Annotated in this window: 15 protein-coding genes; 7 read left to right on the forward strand and 8 right to left on the reverse strand. The window is 60.9% G+C overall.

Going from position 1 to position 17,399, the window contains the following annotated elements:
* Positions 1-133 precede the first annotated feature (133 nt).
* From P3T43_RS33900 to P3T43_RS33910, 3 genes are all read right to left on the reverse strand, one after another.
* On the reverse strand, positions 134-571 hold the full coding sequence (locus P3T43_RS33900) for a MarR family winged helix-turn-helix transcriptional regulator (protein ID WP_429285359.1): 438 nt from the start codon (positions 569-571) through the stop codon (positions 134-136).
* Between the two features lie 106 nt (positions 572-677).
* The gene (locus P3T43_RS33905) at positions 678-2,240 is read right to left on the reverse strand and encodes a DHA2 family efflux MFS transporter permease subunit (RefSeq protein WP_429285360.1); all 1,563 of its coding nucleotides are present in this window, start codon (positions 2,238-2,240) and stop codon (positions 678-680) included.
* Between the two features lie 87 nt (positions 2,241-2,327).
* Positions 2,328-2,765 carry a MarR family winged helix-turn-helix transcriptional regulator gene (locus tag P3T43_RS33910; RefSeq protein ID WP_429285361.1) on the reverse strand — a complete coding sequence of 146 codons (438 nt, stop codon included), beginning with the start codon at positions 2,763-2,765 and terminating at the stop codon, positions 2,328-2,330.
* A 294-nt stretch (positions 2,766-3,059) separates the two neighbouring features.
* On the opposite strand from P3T43_RS33910, the gene P3T43_RS33915 reads away from it, so the two are divergent.
* A complete protein-coding gene (locus tag P3T43_RS33915) occupies positions 3,060-8,588 on the forward strand; it encodes a trifunctional serine/threonine-protein kinase/ATP-binding protein/sensor histidine kinase (RefSeq protein WP_429285362.1) in 5,529 nt (1,842 codons plus the stop codon).
* A 57-nt stretch (positions 8,589-8,645) separates the two neighbouring features.
* On the opposite strand, the gene P3T43_RS33920 is transcribed toward P3T43_RS33915, so the two are convergent.
* Positions 8,646-9,323 carry a glutathione S-transferase family protein gene (locus tag P3T43_RS33920; protein ID WP_429285363.1) on the reverse strand — a complete coding sequence of 226 codons (678 nt, stop codon included), beginning with the start codon at positions 9,321-9,323 and terminating at the stop codon, positions 8,646-8,648.
* A 394-nt stretch (positions 9,324-9,717) separates the two neighbouring features.
* On the opposite strand from P3T43_RS33920, the gene P3T43_RS33925 reads away from it, so the two are divergent.
* From P3T43_RS33925 to P3T43_RS33950, 6 genes are all read left to right on the forward strand, one after another.
* On the forward strand, positions 9,718-10,128 hold the full coding sequence (locus P3T43_RS33925) for a (R)-mandelonitrile lyase (RefSeq protein WP_429285364.1): 411 nt from the start codon (positions 9,718-9,720) through the stop codon (positions 10,126-10,128).
* 33 nt (positions 10,129-10,161) lie between these two features.
* Positions 10,162-10,545: a nuclear transport factor 2 family protein gene (locus P3T43_RS33930; RefSeq protein WP_429285365.1), complete on the forward strand. Its 384-nt coding sequence runs from the start codon at positions 10,162-10,164 to the stop codon at positions 10,543-10,545.
* A gap of 46 nt (positions 10,546-10,591) precedes the next feature.
* On the forward strand, positions 10,592-11,539 hold the full coding sequence (locus tag P3T43_RS33935) for an alpha/beta fold hydrolase (protein WP_429285366.1): 948 nt from the start codon (positions 10,592-10,594) through the stop codon (positions 11,537-11,539).
* Positions 11,540-11,722: 183 nt separating this feature from the next.
* On the forward strand, positions 11,723-12,577 hold the full coding sequence (locus P3T43_RS33940; RefSeq protein ID WP_429285367.1) for a mandelate racemase/muconate lactonizing enzyme family protein: 855 nt from the start codon (positions 11,723-11,725) through the stop codon (positions 12,575-12,577).
* A gap of 115 nt (positions 12,578-12,692) precedes the next feature.
* Complete coding sequence (locus P3T43_RS33945) at positions 12,693-13,412, forward strand: AEC family transporter (RefSeq protein ID WP_429285368.1); 720 nt, start codon at positions 12,693-12,695, stop codon at positions 13,410-13,412.
* A 90-nt stretch (positions 13,413-13,502) separates the two neighbouring features.
* The gene (locus P3T43_RS33950) at positions 13,503-13,631 is read left to right on the forward strand and encodes a hypothetical protein (RefSeq protein WP_429285369.1); all 129 of its coding nucleotides are present in this window, start codon (positions 13,503-13,505) and stop codon (positions 13,629-13,631) included.
* A gap of 56 nt (positions 13,632-13,687) precedes the next feature.
* Here P3T43_RS33950 and P3T43_RS33955 read toward each other — a convergent pair whose 3' ends face one another.
* The 4 genes from P3T43_RS33955 to fnr form a co-directional block, all read right to left on the reverse strand.
* Complete coding sequence (locus tag P3T43_RS33955; RefSeq protein WP_429285370.1) at positions 13,688-14,086, reverse strand: DUF305 domain-containing protein; 399 nt, start codon at positions 14,084-14,086, stop codon at positions 13,688-13,690.
* Between the two features lie 133 nt (positions 14,087-14,219).
* Positions 14,220-15,011 carry an SDR family NAD(P)-dependent oxidoreductase gene (locus P3T43_RS33960; RefSeq protein WP_429285371.1) on the reverse strand — a complete coding sequence of 264 codons (792 nt, stop codon included), beginning with the start codon at positions 15,009-15,011 and terminating at the stop codon, positions 14,220-14,222.
* Between the two features lie 93 nt (positions 15,012-15,104).
* Complete coding sequence (locus P3T43_RS33965; protein WP_429285372.1) at positions 15,105-16,439, reverse strand: SUMF1/EgtB/PvdO family nonheme iron enzyme; 1,335 nt, start codon at positions 16,437-16,439, stop codon at positions 15,105-15,107.
* Positions 16,440-16,570: 131 nt separating this feature from the next.
* Positions 16,571-17,329, reverse strand: a complete 759-nt coding sequence (fnr, locus tag P3T43_RS33970; RefSeq protein ID WP_429285373.1) for a fumarate/nitrate reduction transcriptional regulator Fnr — start codon at positions 17,327-17,329, stop codon at positions 16,571-16,573.
* Positions 17,330-17,399 lie beyond the last annotated feature (70 nt).

Consider the following 17,399-nt stretch of genomic DNA (forward strand, 5'->3'; position numbering starts at 1 on the left):
GAGAGCACCGCCATCAGCATCACCGACAGCCCCGTTTTTATCGCACGGGTCCCGCTGCCGGTTTGGGTAATCTGCGCTTTCATTTTCTGACCTGTCAGATTAATGATTAAAAAAAGGAGGAGTGCCGCAGCACTCACTCTCCATTGAACTTGTTAAGCAGAAGGCACAGTTCTTCGAACTCCGCCTTGGTGAACTTCTTCAACCTCGCGTTCAGCACTTCCGGCGCGATCTTCGGAATTTCCGCCGCGACTTCGAGGCCCTTCTTTGTGAGCGCCAGGTTGACCACCCGGCGATCGTCCACGCTGCGCGAACGTTCCAGCAATCCCTTCGTTTCCAGCTTGTCCAGCATGCGCGTCATCAGGCCGGTGTCGACGGACAACATCTTCGATAGCTCGAAGGGCGTCGCGGCGTGGCCGCGCTCCATGGCGAGGAGAATGCCCATCTGGGGACCGGTGATGTCGAGATCCTTCAGAGCCGTATCCATTTCCGCCGTGATCAGGTTGCGCGCCTTGGTCAACAGAAAACCAACGCTTTGGGTCAGCGAGAAACCTTCAGGTGTATAGTGCTTCATGGCGCGTCCTCATTGTGTATGACTTTAACAATAACTGCAAAGTCAGATTCTGGCAAGAGAATTTTTGCGATTTCCATGCTGCCGAGAAACGCGCCTCTGCTTACCCTCAGTGACCGCCCGCGCCCGCTGCAGCCTTCGCGCCATCCTTGCTGGGATGTGTGATCCAGATGAGCGGAATGATCACGATAAAGATCACTGCCGACAGCCAGAACACATCGTTCAATCCGAGCATCGCCGCTTGCGCGCCAATCTGCGTTTCGAAAAAAGCCTGGGCCTTGAACAGGCTTCCGTGCAGCGTCGTCTGAATCCCGGCAAGGGCATGCACATAGGCCGGGTTGGTCAAGCTGGTCTGCTCGGCGAGCTGCGAATGATGCTGGATGGTCCGGTCGTTCCAGATCGTGCTCATCAGCGAGGTGCCCGCGGCGCCGGCAAAAATCCGCGCGAAGTTCGACAGACCCGCGGCCGCCGGAATCTTCTCAGGCGGCAAGCCCGACAGGACGATCGCCGTCAGCGGCGTGAAGAACAGCGCCATCGGGATACCTTGCAGCAGCGTCGGCAACACGAGCGTGTAGGGATCGATGTCGGTCGTGTACCACGAGCGCATCAGGAATACGCCTGCAAAGCAGAGGAAGGCGAGCGTCGCCAGTATCCGCGTGTCCGATCTCGGCATGAGCTTGCCCATCACCGGCGCCAGAATCACGGCGAAGATGCCGAGCGGTGCAGTCACGAGCCCCGCGTCGACGGCGCGGTAGCCGAGATATTCCTGAATCCACGTGGGCAGGATCACGAGATTGGCGAAGAACACTGCGTATCCGATCGAGATGGCGAGGGTGCCGCCCAGGAAGTTACGTCCCTTGAAGAGGCGCAGATCGACAATCGGTTTGGACTCGGTCAACTCCCAGATCAGGAAGAACACGAATGCGACCAGCGCGACGATTGTGAGTGCCCAGATCACCGGCGAGTTGAACCAGTCGAGATCCTTGCCCTTGTCGAGCATGATCTGCAGCGAGCCGACCCAGACGATCAGCGACATGAGTCCCACCTTGTCGACCGGCAGCTTTCGCGACGGCGTTTCGCGCTTGTGATAGAGCGCCCAGATCACGGCGGCGGCGAACAGACCGACCGGCACGTTGATGTAGAAGATCCATGACCAGTTGTAGTTGTCCGTGATCCAGCCACCGAGAGCCGGCCCGGCGATCGGCCCGACCGTGGCGGTCATCGCCCACAGCGACAGCGCGCTGGAACTCTTATTCTTCGGAAAGGTGGACAGCAGGAGTGACTGCGACAGCGGCACCAGCGGTCCCGCCACTGCGCCCTGCACGATACGCGCGACCAGCAGGATCGGCAGGCTGGGCGCGAAGCCGCATGCCGCGGACGACAGCACGAACAGCAGGATTGCAACCACGAACAGCTTGACCTGCCCGACCCGCTGCGTGAGCCAGCCGGTGAGCGGAATCGCCACGGCGTTGGCGGCGGAGAACAGCGTGATGACCCACGTGCCTTCGTCGACCGACACACCCAGGTCGCCGGAGAGCGTCGGGATCGCGACGTTGGCAATCGACGAGTCCAGCACATTCATGAAGGTAGCGAGGGACACGGCGAAGGCGCCCAGTGCGAACTGCCAGCCAGCCAGTGGCGCCGGCGCGCTCGCGTTATTCGGCGGGTTCATGTTGCGTCCTTTAAGAGGCTTGATGGCCGGCTTTTATCCAGCCGTCCCGAGTTATCTGATTTGTCAGATATTGGGTTAAAAAATAACTCATTCATCCAGCAGCTTGTGCAGGAGGCGGCACAAGGTCGTGAATTCCACTGGCGTGAAACTCGCCAGGCGCTCGTTCAATACCGCCGGTGCAACCTCCTGGGCCCGCGCTGCGGCATGGCGGCCCGCTTCGGTCAAGGTGAGGTTGACCACCCGCCGGTCCGGACGGTCGCGGTCCCGGCGCACGAGGTTTTGTTCTTCCAGACGATCGACCAATCGTGTGACGAACCCGGGGTCGACGCCGAGCAGCCTGGACAGACCGGCCGACGTCCGCGCAAAGCCCAGCGAAAGCAGCAGCAGGGCACCGACGTGCGTACTGCTGATACCCGAGCCAGCCAATGCGGTGTCCGTATCCGCCGTCAACAGGTGACGGGCTTTGTTCAGTGCCAGACCGATGCGCTGCACCGGCAAAAAACTGTCTTCGCGAGAGTCGCTCATAGCTGATATCTCCGTTTCTGATGCAGACTATATCTGACGTATCAGATATGTGCAAAGTTTTTTTCGACGGTGGTCGGATTGTCGTCGTGATGGGGGGAGCCGAGCGGGGCGTGCCTTGTTGCTCGATGACGGCTCGCGCCGGAGCCGGGCGAGTCTGAAGCGCGCCTGTCATACGGCCCCATGTGTGCTAGTCTGAGTTGACTCGCAATGTGTGCCGCCAAGCCGGCCTGGGTTTCGGGCCAACTGGAACTTATCTCTTGGTGTCGGACAGTTGCCTGTTCGCGGAGTCGGTAGATGAACCCATCATCCTGGCGTAGCGGTAATGGCGAAAGCAGCTCCGAGGTGTTGTGGGAAGACGGTGAAAGGATTTTGTACAGAAGTTGGCGCCGTGCTGCGGATGGCGGCCGCTACACTGTCCTCGAAGCAGTGCCCGTTGTGGAACATGCGACGCTCGTCACACTCAATCGTCTGATACACGAATATGAACTGAAGGACGACCTGAACGAGGCATGGTCGGCGCGGCCGCTCGAACTCGTGCGTGAACGCGGTGCGATCATGCTCGTGCTGAAGGACCCGGGCGGCGAGCCACTCGATCGTCTGATCGGCGAACGGGTGGACATTGAAGCCTTCATGCGGGTCGCCATTGGATTAGCGGCTACGCTCGCGCGGTTGCATGAATGCCGTTTGATCCACAAGGATATCAAGCCCACCCATATCCTCGCCGACCGAGTCACGGGTCAGGCTTGGCTGACGGGTTTTGGCATTGCTTCGCGCCGCACCCGCGAACTGCAGTCTCCCGAAGCACCTGAATCGATCGCCGGCACGCTTCCCTATATGGCGCCTGAGCAGACCGGTCGCATGAATCGTTCGATCGATTCCAGGAGCGACCTTTACTCGCTTGGCGTCACGCTCTACCAGCTACTCACCGGCAGTCTGCCGTTTTCCGCCGCGAGTCCAATGGAATGGGTGCACTGCCATATCGCGCGGAAACCGGTCCCGCCGCACGAGCGGGTCGAGAATGTTCCCGCTTCCGTCTCCGCAATCGTGATGAAGCTGCTGGCGAAGACCGCCGAGGATCGCTACCAGACGGCGCTCGGCGTCGAGAGCGACCTACGGCGTTGCCTGTCCGAATGGGAAAAGCTACGTCGCTTCGAGGAATTTCTGCTTGGCAGGGCCGATACGCCGGACAGGTTGCTCATTCCAGAAAAACTCTACGGGCGAATGGCTGAAACGGAGACGCTGCTGGCCTCGTTCAATCGCGTGGTCACGAACGGCACGCCTGAACTGGTCCTCGTCTCGGGTTATTCGGGTGTCGGCAAGTCTTCGGTGGTCAATGAACTGCATCAGGCGCTCGTGCCATTGAACGGCTTGTTCGCCTCAGGCAAATTCGATCAGTACAAGCGCGATATTCCCTACACCACCTTGGCGCAAGCGTTCCAAAGCCTGGTGCATCCGCTGCTCAGCAAAAGCGAAAGCGAGTTCGGAGAATGGCGCGCTGTCATTCAGGAGGCGCTCGGTCCGAACGCCCGGCTTATCTTCGACCTGGTACCGGAGTTGAAACTCATTCTCGGCGAACAGCCGCCTGTGCCGGTCCTGCCGCCGCAAGATTCGCAGCGCCGTTTTCAACTGGTCGTGCGCCGCTTCATCAGCGTGTTCGCACGGCCCGAACACCCGCTTGCGCTCTTCCTCGACGATTTGCAATGGCTCGACGCGGCGACCCTCGATCTGCTCGAGAACCTGCTGACGCAACCGGATGTACGACACCTCCTGCTGATTGGTGCCTATCGCGACAGCGAGGTGGACTTCGCCCATCCGTTGATGCGCAAACTGCAAGCCATCCGCCGGGCCGGAGCGCCCGTGCAGGAGATCGTCCTCGCCCCGCTGGCTCGTCAGGACCTCGAACAGTTGATCGGCGATTCCCTGCGGTGCGACCCGCAGCGCACGACTTCGCTTGCACAACTGCTGTATGAGAAAACCGAGGGCAACCCGTTCTTCGTGATTCAGTTCCTTGCGTCGCTCGCGGATGAGGCGCTCGTCGATTTCGATCATCGTAAGGCGCAATGGCGATGGGACCTCAAAAGGATTCACGCGAAGGGCTACACCGATAACGTCGTGGACCTGATGGTCGCGAAGCTCAGTCGCCTGCCGGGCAAGACCCAAACCGTATTGCAGCAACTTGCCTGTCTGGGCAATAGCGCGAGCCTCGCGGTCCTGTCCATGGTCGGCGAAGCTTCGGAGGACGAAACACGCAACAATCTGCGGGAGGCGGTCAGGTCCGGTCTGGTTCTCCAGTTCGATAGCGCGTATCGGTTCCTGCATGATCGGGTTCAGGAGGGCGCGTACTCGTTCATCCCTGAACACTTGCGCGCCGCGACGCATCTAAGAATCGGCAGATTGCTCGCGGCGCATACGGCGCCTGAGAACCAGCAAGAAGCGATCTTCGAGATCGTGAACCAGCTCAATCGCGGCGCCGCGCTGGTGAGCTCGGCCGAAGAGCGGGAACAGATTGCGCAACTCAACCTGATTGCCGGACAGCGCGCCAAGCACTCGACGGCCTACGATTCGGCGCTGACTTACCTCATTGCAGGCCGGGCCATTCTGCCGGAGGACTGTTGGGAGCGATACGGCACGCTGACTTTTGCGCTCGATTTTCAGCGCTCCGAGTGTGAGTTTCTGACCGGCGCGCTGGTGGAAGCGGAGGCACGGCTTGCCGTCCTGTCTGCGCACGCCACCCGGCTTGTCGACGTGGCCGCCGTGACTCAACTGCGGGAAGAACTCTTCACGACGCTAGGTCGCAGCGACCGCGCCATCGAGGTTTGCCTCGACTACCTCCGGCACGTCGGCGTGCACTGGTCAGCACACCCAACCACCGAAGAAGTCCGCTACGAATACGAGCAACTGTGGCGCCAGATCGCAGATCGCACGATCCAGGACCTCATCGATCTACCCATGATGACGGACCCCGAGTGGCGTGCCACCATGGATGTCCTCACCGCAGTCGTCTCGCCCGCGTTGTTCACGAACGCCAATCTGCTTTGCCTCGTGGTTTGCCGCATGGCGAATCTCAGCCTCGAATATGGCAACTGCGACGGCTCGTGCTTCGCGTACGCGTGGCTCGGGATGATCCTGGGTGCGTATTTCGGCGACTACCAGAACGCGTTTCGCTTCGGCAAGCTCGGTCTGGATCTGGTGGAGCAGCGCGGACTGCGGCGCTTCGAGGCGCGTGTCTACCTGATATTCGGTCACCGCGTCACGCCGTGGACACAGCCCATCCATACTGGCCGGCCGCTGGTGCTGCGCGCCTTCGATGCGGCAAACAAACTGGGTGACCTGACGTTTGCGGCTTATAGCTGCGATAACCTGATTACCAACCTCGTCGCCTGTGGGGACGCGCTCGCCGATGTGCAGCGCGAAGCCGAAGCCGGACTTGAATTTGCACGTCAGGCGCGCTTTGGCCTGCTGATCGACCGTATTACCTCACAACTCAGGCTCGTCAAAACCCTGCGGGGATTGACGCCGGAATTCGCTTCCTTCAACGATGCCGAATTCGACGAAAGTCGCTTCGAGCAGCATCTCGAGAGTGAGCCGCAGTTGGCGATGGCGGGTTGCTGGTACTGGATCCGCAAACTTCAAGCGCGTTATTTAGCAGGCGACTATGCGTCTGCCGTCGCGGCGGCCGCCCGCGCCGAAAGTCTGCTCTGGACCTCGCCATCGTTCTTCGAGGTGGCCGAATACCATCTCTACGCCGCGCTGGCCCGCGCCGTGTTGTGTGAATCGGCGTCAACTGCGGAACGCGCGCAGCATATCGAGGCTCTTGCCAGTCATCACCGCCAGCTTCGTGAGTGGTCCGAAGCATGCCCGGAAAACTTCGCGAATCGCGCGGCGCTGGTGGGTGCTGAAATTGCGCGCCTGGAATGCCGCGAATTCGCTGCCCAGCAGCTTTATGAACAGGCCATCAGCTCGGCTCGTGCCAACGGCTTTGTTCACAATGAGGCACTCGCCAATGAAGTCGCCGCGCGCTTCTATGCGGCACGTGGCTTCGAGAAAATCAGCCACCTCTATTTGCAGGATGCCCGGCAAGGTTATCGTCTCTGGGGCGCGGATGGTAAGGTCAGGCAACTCGAGCAGCAGTTTCCACGACTCAAAGATGAGCCTCGGGCAGCCGGGTCCACCATCGCGATCGGGACGTCGGTCGAAAATCTGGAACTCGCGACCTTGATCAAGGTGTCGCAAGCCGTTTCCAGCGAGATCGTGCTGGATAACCTGATCGATACGCTGATGCGTACCGCCATCGAACAGGCGGGCGCCGAACGAGGGGTCCTCATCGTGCCAGGCGAAGGAGAGCCGAGGCTCGCGGCCCAAGCCACGGTCAGCGGCGCAAGCGTGCGCGTTCAGGTGTGCGACGAGCCGCTGATGAGCGGCACGGTACCCGAATCGGTGCTCTACTACGTGATGCGCACTAGCGAGAGCGTCATGCTCGATGACGCCGCCGCGCAATCGCCGTTCGCGGCGGACCCGTACATTCAGCGCTGCCGGTCACGTTCGCTGCTGTTTCTGCCTTTGTTAGCGCAGGCAAAACTGATCGGTGCGCTCTACCTGGAAAACGGCCTGGCTCCGGGCGTATTTGGGCCGGCGCGCGTCGCGGTATTGAAGCTGCTCGCCTCGCAGGCCGCCATCGCACTGGAAAATGCCCGCTTGTACCGGGATCTCGCTGAACGCGAGGCGAAGATCCGGCGACTGGTCGATGCGAATATCGTCGGCATCTGCATGTACGACCTCGAAGGGCGAATTCTCGAGGCCAACGACGCGTTCCTGCAGATTGTGCGGTACGAACGCGAGGATCTCGAAGCCGGACGTATCCACTGGACCAACCTGACGCCGCGGGAAGGGCCTGAGCGCGACAGGCAGGCGTGGCTACCCGAACTGCTCGCCACGGGGACGCTACAGCCGTTCGAAAAGGAATGCTTTCGCAAGGACGGCAGCCGTGTGCCTGTGTTGATTGGGGCGGCTAGCTTTGAGGAAAAGAAGCACCAGGGCGTCGCATTCCTGTTTGACTTGAGTGATCGCAAACATGCGGAAGCCGTGGCGAGAGAAAGCGAGCAGCGTTACCGCCAGGTGCAGATGGAACTCGCGCACGCGAACCGCGCGTCCACCATGGGCCAGTTGGCGGCTTCGATTGCTCATGAAGTCAAGCAGCCAATTGCAGCGATTGCATGGAGTGCTTCGGGCGCGTTACGCTGGCTCGGCGCAAAGCCGGCCAACTTGCGACAGGCGTTGCAGGCGCTGGAGAGAATCCGGAATGACGCGATGCGAGCAGGGGATATCGTCGACCGGATTCGCGATTTCATCAAGAAGGCGCCCGTCCACTATGAAAGCGTGGACATCAAGCGGGCCGTCGGTGAAGTCATCGAGCTCACGCGTAGTGAAGCCGTCAAGCACAACGTCTCGGTTCAGGCCATTTTTGCGGAGGATTTGCCGCTGGTTCGCGGGGACCGCGTCCAGTTGCAACAGGTTGTGCTCAACCTGATCATCAACGCCATTGAGGCGATGAGCACCACGAGCGAGGGACCGCGCGACTTGCGGATCGATACGGTTGCGCACGCATCGAATGGCGTAATCGTCGCGGTCGCGGATTCGGGTCCGGGCTTGCCCCCGGAGGGAACCGAGCGCCTATTCAATCCGTTTTTCTCGACCAAGGACAGTGGCCTCGGGATGGGCCTGTCGATTTGTCGTTCGATCGTCGAGGCACACGGAGGCAGTCTTTCGGCAAAGCCCAATATCCCCCGTGGCGCCATCTTCCAGTTCACTGTCGTCGATCGCTGAAGGGCTTGGTGCGCCGGCCATTTTCGGACGGCCAGCGCGAGATTCAGCGCGATTCGCTCAGAGCGATGCGTTCTGCGGGAACAGTGCGCGACGGGTCTCCTCGTCGAACTCGGCTTTGAACGTCAGCCGGTCCTTCAGCGCGATGGCGCGGACGGCCGCCGGGCGTGAAGAGATTTCGTCGACCAGACGCTTGACGTGCGGGTAGTCGGTCAGACCCTTCTCGCCGAAGATAAAGCCGGCTGCGTTGCCCCAGCCCCACAGTGCCATGTCGGCGATCGAGTAGGTGTCGCCAGCCAGATACTTCGAGCCGGCCAGACGCGTGTTGAGGATGCGGTAGTGGCGCTCGACTTCCTTCAGATAGCGATTGCGTGCATACGGCAGCGTTTCCGGCGCATGGTGCAGGAAGTGCACGGCCTGACCCGAGAACGGCGACAGACCCGTCGCGATGAACAGCAGCCACGAGAGCATTTCCGCATGCTGCGACGCCGTGGACGGCACGAACTTGCCGTGTTTTGCGCTGAGGTGCAACAGAATGGCGTGCGAATCGAATACGGCGACGCCGTCATCGACGATAGCCGGCACTTTGCCATTCGGGTTGATCTTCAGGAATTCGGGGTGGTGTTGCTCACCCTTGAAGGTATCGACGGCCAGCAGCTCGAACGGTACTTCAAGTTCTTCGAGCAGGAGCGCCGCTTTCATGGGATTCGGCGTCGGATGGAAGTAAAACTGAAGCATGGTGTTTCCTTGATGGGAGCATGAAACAAAAGCGCTGCAATGCAACACGCGTGAATGTAGGCGCATTGACAGGCGTTTCGAATACCCGCATCTGGCAAAACACTCTTGAACAAAAAGAACAAATCGCCGTCGATGCACTGGCGTGGGAACTGACTGCGAAAACCGCGAGAACCGGGTCGCGAAGCCAGATCCGCTTGTCGGTTCCGCGCAGCCTCGACGGCACATTCGCAGGCAGGCCGATTGATGCGTCCACCGCACAAGTGACTTTCCACTCTTCGATCTTATCGCCAGGAAAGACGGCCACTAGAGTAGGGTCAAGTTGTTACGCGACGCGTCCGGTCGTCTTCGCATCCACGTGAAGCGCCCGGCAGTTTTTTCATGACAAGGACCGACCATGGATCTCAAGCGTGTAGGCTCGCAGCCGTCGAGGAAAGCCCCTGAAGCGTACTTTACGGGGAATGTTCGTATGGACCCCTTGAACTCTCCCCCAGAGCCCTCGCGCGTCTCTGTGGTGAGCGTGACGTTCGAAGCCGGCGCACGGAGCGCCTGGCATACGCATCCGCTCGGCCAGACGCTGATCGTCACCGCGGGCTGCGGATGGACTCAATGCGAAGGAGAACCGATTGTCGAAATTCGTGCGGGCGACGTGATCTGGTGTCCGCCAGGTCACAAGCATTGGCATGGCGCAGCGGCTACGACCGCCATGACCCACATCGGCATTCAGGAAGCGCTGGACGGTGTCAGCGTCGTGTGGATGGAGAAAGTGACCGACGAGGAATATGCAGTCGGGCCGACGCCCTCATAATCGAGAGACGTGAACGGTAGCAGGAGGCACGCCATGCAGGAAGAACAGATATGTGAAGCCCTGAATGCGCACTGGCAGGCGTCGGCGTCGGGCGATCTCGACGCCGAGCACGATATTTACGCTGACGATGCGATCTGCGACTATCCGCAATCAGGTGAACGAATCGTCGGGCGGATGAATTTGCAGGCACTGCGAGGCCATCATCCGGGCAAGCCGGCAGGTTTCAATGTCCGGCGAATCCAGGGAGAAGGCAATCTCTGGATCACGGAATACACGATTACCTATCAGGGGCGGCCTGCTTACACGGTAAGCATGATGGAGTTCCGTGACGGCAAGGTCGTTCACGAGACACAGTATTTTTCGGAGCCTTTCGAAGCGCCGGATTGGCGCAGGCAATGGGTTCAGAAGATGGAGTGACGTCGCGCGTGAGAAGTGGATGGATCCGGACAGGGAGCACTTCACCATGAACACGAAATCCCTTGTTGCTGCGGTGGCAGCCTCGATTGTCGGCCACATGGCGCAAGCCGCTCCGCTGGCTTCGACTTCCAGTACGACGACCTATCACCGCGTCATGGTCGACGGCGTAGGGATCTTCTACCGGGAAGCCGGTCCGAAGGATGCGCCGACGATCGTGCTGCTGCATGGGTTTCCTTCGTCGTCACGCGAATTCGATCCGCTTATTCCGCTTCTGGCGACACGCTATCACCTGGTCGCTCCGGACTTTCCGGGGTTCGGTCAAAGCGATGCGCCGTCACCTTCAGCGTATGTCTATACATTCGATCATCTGGCGCAGACGACGAATGCGCTTCTCGAGCAACTCAATATTCACCGTTACACGCTGTACCTGCACGACTACGGTGGGCCGGTCGGCTTCCGGATCGTTCTCGCCCATCCAGAACGCCTGCAGGCGCTCGTGATCCAGAACGCGAACGCCTATAAAGAAGGGCTTGGCGCCAAATGGGCCGGCATTGCGCAATATTGGGCTGATCGAAAGGCGCATCCCGAGGTGCTCGATACCTTCATGTCGCTGACGGCGGCGGAACAACGCCATACTGCCGGCACATCGCAGCCCGACCGTTACAACCCGGATACGTGGACGGACGAATATGCGCATTTGTCGAAGCCGGGTCAGCACGAGATTCAAGGCGACCTGCTGTACGACTACCAGACCAATGTCGCGTCCTATCCGGCGTGGCAGGCGTGGCTGCGGCAGTACAAGCCTCAGACGCTAGTGGTGTGGGGGCGCAACGATCCTTCGTTCATCGCCGCCGGTGGGGAAACCTTCAGGCGCGATCTTCCGGACGCCGAAATTCATTTGCTCGATGCGGGTCATTTCGCCATCGACGAGCAGGTCGATGAGATTGCCCGACTCATGCTGACGTTCTTGGACAGCCACCTCGGCAAGCCCTGACCGGTGACGACGGTAACGCCGCAATTGCTGCTGTGGAAAAGGCCTTTTCCACGCTTCATATTCTATTCGTACCGCGATGCTCATAACATGGATCGTGAGCAGATACGCGCGGACATTGATTGCGGCTGGCTGAAAAATCGTCGCGAGCATACACACACACGCGCGGAAACAAGAGGATACCTTATGAAAATTGCCAGCTTGGAAGCCATCCCGCTGCGCATCCCCTTTACGGCAGGCGGCAGGTCCGACGCGGCGGTGTGGGGGAAGGCGGATTTGCAAACGGCCGACTCTCTGATCGTAAAGGTCACGACCGATACGGGTGTGGTCGGCTGGGGAGAGTCGTTTGGATTTACCGCCATTCCGGCGGTGAAGGTGGTGATCGACTCGATTCTCGCGCCTGAAATGATCGGCCGCGACGCAGCGCTGATCGAGAAGCTGATGCTCGATCAGCAGAAGAAATTCCATGTCTTCGGGCGCAGCGGGGCGTTTCTCTTCGGCTTGTCGGCCATCGACATCGCCTTGTGGGATATCGCCGGCAGGGCCGCGGGCCAGCCAGTCCACCAGTTGCTCGGCGGTAGCGACGCCGTGTCGCTGGCGGCCTACGCAAGCCTGATCCGCTACTCCGATCTCGAACTCGTCAGGAAGAACGTCAGGCGTGCGCTCGATAGCGGATTCCAGCATCTCAAGCTGCACGAGATCGATTTCGACTGCATCTGTGCGGCGCGCGAAGAGGCTGGGGACGACGTCGAGATCATGCTGGACGTCAACTGTCCGTGGTCGGTGCGCGAAGCGCTCGACATGACAGCGCGCCTGCGGCCGCTGCGGCCACGCTGGATCGAAGAGCCTGTGTGGCCGCCCGAAAACTACGCGGCGCTGGGCGGCCCCGCTGCGATGGTCGAATGGCGCTACTTTGATCTCGAGGCGCAGCTCTACGGCGATGCGATCATCCCGAAGAACGGCACGATGGCCGTTCCGCAGGCGCCGGGACTGGGCCTTGAACCGAATGCCGATGTGATCCGCGAATATCGTCTGCGCTGAAGGCAGCGTGGATGCGCATCGGGGTTCGCGGTGCCGCGTTCCCCGCAGTTTGTCCAGCCACCGCCGCCGATCCATTCGGCGGATATGCAGGTCATCGCCCAGGAGTGGCAACGCAATGCTGGACCATATCGTACGGCCTCTCGTACCCGTTGCCTTCGTCATCGTGCTCGGCTTTCTGGCGGGTAAGCGCGGCAAGCTCACGTATTCAGACAGCCTGCTGATCAGCAGGCTCGTGCTGAACTGGATTTTCCCGGCCCTTCTGCTGGCGGGCATGGCCAGCACGCCGCGTTCGCAACTGTTCGACGTGCGCTTCGTGGCCGCCACCTTCATGGCGATGATGGGCATGTACGCGCTGGCCCTTGCGATCGGCTGGTACCGCTTTCGTGAACTGAAAGCGGCCACGCTGAAGGGCTTTGTGTGCGGCTACCCGGATGCGGCATTCATGGGCCTCCCGATCCTGCAGGCCATGTTTGGACCGTCGAGCCTGTATTCGGTGCTGGTGCTCAACGTGATCGCGAGCCTCGTGATGATGCCGCTCACCACCATGCTGCTGGCGATCGCGAGCGGCGAAGGCAGTGGTCTGAAGGCGTTCGTATCGAGCATTTCGGCGGCAGTGCGCCGGCCCTTGATGTGGGCGCCGGCCATCGGCATTCTGTGTTCGTTGTTCGCGGTCAAGCTGCCGCCGGTGCTGGACGATTCGCTGCTGTTGCTGGGCAAAGCTACGGCAGGCGTCTCGCTGCTGTGTCTGGGTCTGATCATGTCGTCCGTGAAGCTGAAACTGTCCGGCGAAGTCTGGACGAACAGGGCCTCAAGCTGCTGCTTCATCCTGCCTTGATGGTCGCGGCGGCCTTGCTGGTTTCGATCAAAGGGGTCTACGTGCAACAGATGATCCTGCTCTGCGCGCTACCGTCGGACGATCACGGCCATGTTCGCCAACGAAGCAGGCGCGTACCGCAGCGAGGTCGCTACCTCGATTCTGATGCGTACCGTGCTGTCCGTCATCACCTTTTCGTTGGCCATCTATCTGATCGACGGCGGACTTGCCGCGACCTGAGGTGTTGTCCGCGTCAAGCAGTCCGGAACGATGCGTCACTCGACTGGCCAGGTTCATCAACTGCCAGGAGGGCCATCCATCTTCGGGTTCTTGTGGGGCACCTCTACATGGCCTTGTTCCGGCTGATCGGCTGCGCCCGGTGAGAGCGACGATGGACCGACCGCATCGCGCATGGCGGCGATCTCCTGCTGTTGCTGCGCAATGATCTGCTGGGCGATCTTTCGAACCCGTTCGTTGTGTCCGTAACGAAGTTCAGCCTGAGCCATCTCGATGGCCGCCTGATGGTGCGGTTGCATCAAGGCCACGAAATCCTCGTCGACGTTGCCCGACGGTTTGACGTCCATGTTCTTCATCATCGTGGACATGGCGGCATTGTTTTCCGCCATGAAGGACATTTCATCGGACGATGGTGCCGCGGCACTGGCATGGCTCAGCGCGTAGACGCACAGCACCACGCCCAGGCATCCTCGGGCAGTAACGGTGAGAGGCAAGGTCGGACTCATGATTCGCGAACCTCATGTAGAGACGGTGGAATGCAATCCGGTTCCGCCGGCGCCCTGATTGACCGGAACCTGAGCCAGCTGACCGCTACACCACGCGCAACATCCCGCCATCGACAAAATAGGTCGATCCGACGCTGTAGCTTGCCTTGTCGGAACATAGAAACACAATGAAGTTGGCCAGCTCTTCTGCAGAAGCGAACCTTCGGATAGGCGCGTACTGATCCGCAACGCCTTGCAGATGTCCTTCCCAGTCGCCGCCGGAATCCTGCGTCAACTGTTTCGCGGTCTTGATCCAGTCTGGCGTCAGGACCAGCCCCGGATTAATCGTATTCACGCGAATATTGTCCTGAATGAACTCGTTCGCCATGTTTTTGGACAACATCATCAGCGCCGCTTTCGTCACGTTGTAGATCGGTTCGTAGCCGAGCGGCTGGGTCGCGCAAATCGACGCGTTGTTCAGGATCGTGCCGCCGCCGCGCGCCTTCATCATGGGCACCAGGCCGCGAGCAAGACGCACCGCCGCCATCACATGAAGATCCCAGTACGCGTTCCACTTTTCATCCGGCGCGTCCATGATCGTTTCATTGCTGCCCGTGCCCGCGTTATTGAAGAGAATATCGGCGCCGCCGAAATGCTCCTGCGCGGCCGCCACCAGCTTTTCGACGCCGTCAGTCGTTGCCACATCGCAAGCAACCGGCACGGCCGTCACGCCAAATTTCGTCGCAATGCCTTCCGCGGCGGCGGACAAGCGCTCCTGATTGCGCGCCGCGAGCAGAAGATGCGTTCCTTCGGCTGCAAACGCTTCTGCCACAGCCAGCCCGATACCGACGCTGGCGCCAGTCAACACGGCCACCTTGCCGCGCAGATTCAGATCCATTGGCGTTGTCTCCGTTGTTCAGAAGCCTGGCTAAACGTTCGCGGCTGCGCTAACGAAACGGCGGTTTGCGGACTAATCCTGCGGGTAAAGCGGTCATCCCCTCACGCACCGGAACCCCGCATACACATACTGATAATGCGGCTGAAACCAGTTGCGAAACTCCGGCCGCAGCATGCATTGCGCGGTGCGCGCCGATCCGCCCTTGAGCACGTAATGCTGCCCGTCGAAGAAGTTGGCGGAATAACCCAGATAGAACGGAAACGCTTCGAATCCCGGCAACGCGTCGAATAGCGTAGACGTCCATTCCCAGCCATTGCCGAACTGGCCTTCCACGCCGAAAGCGCTGACGTTGTCCGGATGCGCGTCCACCGCCTGTGGATCCCAGTGGCGAAAATCAAAGTTGCCCGACGCCGCATGTGGCGTACCGTGCGCCGCGCGTTGCCATTGCGCCTCGGTCGGCAATGCTTTGCCGGCCCAGCGGGCATAGGCGCTCGCTTCGGCATGGCTGACATACACCGGCCAGTCGAGCGGCAACGGGATCTCGTCGAACATGGTGCGCAGCAGCCACTCGCCGTCGCCTTCGCGTTGCGACCATCCGGCGGGTTGAGCGATCTGCACGGACTCCTTCCAGACCCAGTCCTTGTCTTTCCACCAGCCTCGCTGGCGGTATCCACCGGCCATGACGAATTCGAGGTACGCACCGTTCGTCACCATGTAGCGGTCGATTTCGAAAGCCGGCACGTCGACGTGCAATTCGCCGAACTCGTTGTCCCAACCGAAGCGGCCGCTCTCGCGCGCCATGCCGAGCACGGCGCAGCCTGCCGGGACCGTGACCATCGGCGCGTGATCGACATCGCTGACGCGATCGGCGCGCACGCTCTGGCGATAGCGCGAGCCGGGATCCTGACCATCGCCGGGCGGGGCGATCTTCTGCGCGAGCGGCAACTGATGCAGCATGTACGCGAGGGTTTCGGCGTGCATCAGACGATGCTCGATGGCGACGTTCAGCAGTTGCCCGGCCGAGCCGGTTTGCGCGCCATTGCCTTGAGGCTGGCCGTCGACATGCAATGCGGCGAGCTGACGATCGATCTGCTCGCGCGCTTGCTGGCCATAGGCCCGCACGCTTTCCAGCGACGGCCAGTCGGCCGGTACGTCGGTCGGCAAACCGCCGTCGACGGGATCGATGCCGAACGCGAACAGCGTATCGAGCGCGGCATCGAAGGCGGGCAACGAGCACAGCCGCTCGTCGAACAGATTGCGGTCGAACGCTTCGAGATGCCCGATATAGAACACGATCCGGTGACGCTCGCGGATCGGCCGTTCGTACAGGTACTCGGGTTTGACGGTGGAGAAGAGGGTGTCCGTAATGTGACGCGCGTCGATCAGGCGCTGGACTAGCGGATGATGCGGGGCGGGGTCGCGATTCATATCGCCGGGTCTCCGTGAGGGGGACAGTTTGAAGACTGTACCTGCTCGCAGGACGCATGCCAAGGCGCAGCACCGGCAAACGCGCGTGGCAGGCCCGCCCGGCAAGCCAGAGGAGGCCGGTGCGAGCGCCTTTAAACCTGCCGCAAACCTTCGATATCGACGATACGGATGAACTTGCCTTGCGTGTCGATCAGACCGCGCTTTTGAAATCTTGACAGGGTGCGGCTGACTGTTTCGAGCGTCATGCCCAGATAGCTGCCCATGTCCTCCCGCGTCATGCGCAGATTGAATTCCGCCGGGGAGTAGCCGCGCTTCGCGTTGCGCTCCGAGATATCGAGCAGGAACGCGGCCACCCGTTCGTCGGCGGACAGCGAGCCGAGCACCAGCATCTGCGCAGCCTCGCGGACAATCTGCTCGCCCATCAACCTGAGCAGACGCTCCTGCATGGAGCCGACTTCCCGGCACAGGCGCTTGAGCGCGACGTACGGAACGATGCACACCGTGCTGTCTTCGAGCGCGGTCGCACTGCAAGCGTGCGTGTCGTTGCTGATGCCGTCGAGGCCGAGCGCCTCGCCCGCGAGGCGCAGGCCGGTCACCTGTTCGCGGCTGTCGCGGTGCGGCAGGGTGGTTTTCAGGGAGCCGGAGCGCACGGCGTACAGATTGTCGAACCTGTCGCCCGCACGGTAGAGCGTCTCGCCGCGCCGCACCGGGCGCGCGCTACAGATCAGCGCTTCGAGCTTTGGCAATTCGTCGGCGGAGAGGCCTTGCGGCATGCACAGTTGCCGCATCGCGCAACTCGAACACCGCGCTGTGCTGCGCACGACAGGGCTCGGGCTCGCATCAGAAACACGGCGGGCGGCGGGGCGGACTACCGGGGTGGGCGCAAGCATGATGCACGACCGTTTGTAAGGTAACGAGACGATTGTCCCACCAGGGTCAAGCGCCGCTTAGCGGCAAAAT

The sequence above is a fragment of the Paraburkholderia sp. GAS41 genome (assembly GCF_050436545.1).
Lineage (GTDB): Bacteria > Pseudomonadota > Gammaproteobacteria > Burkholderiales > Burkholderiaceae > Paraburkholderia.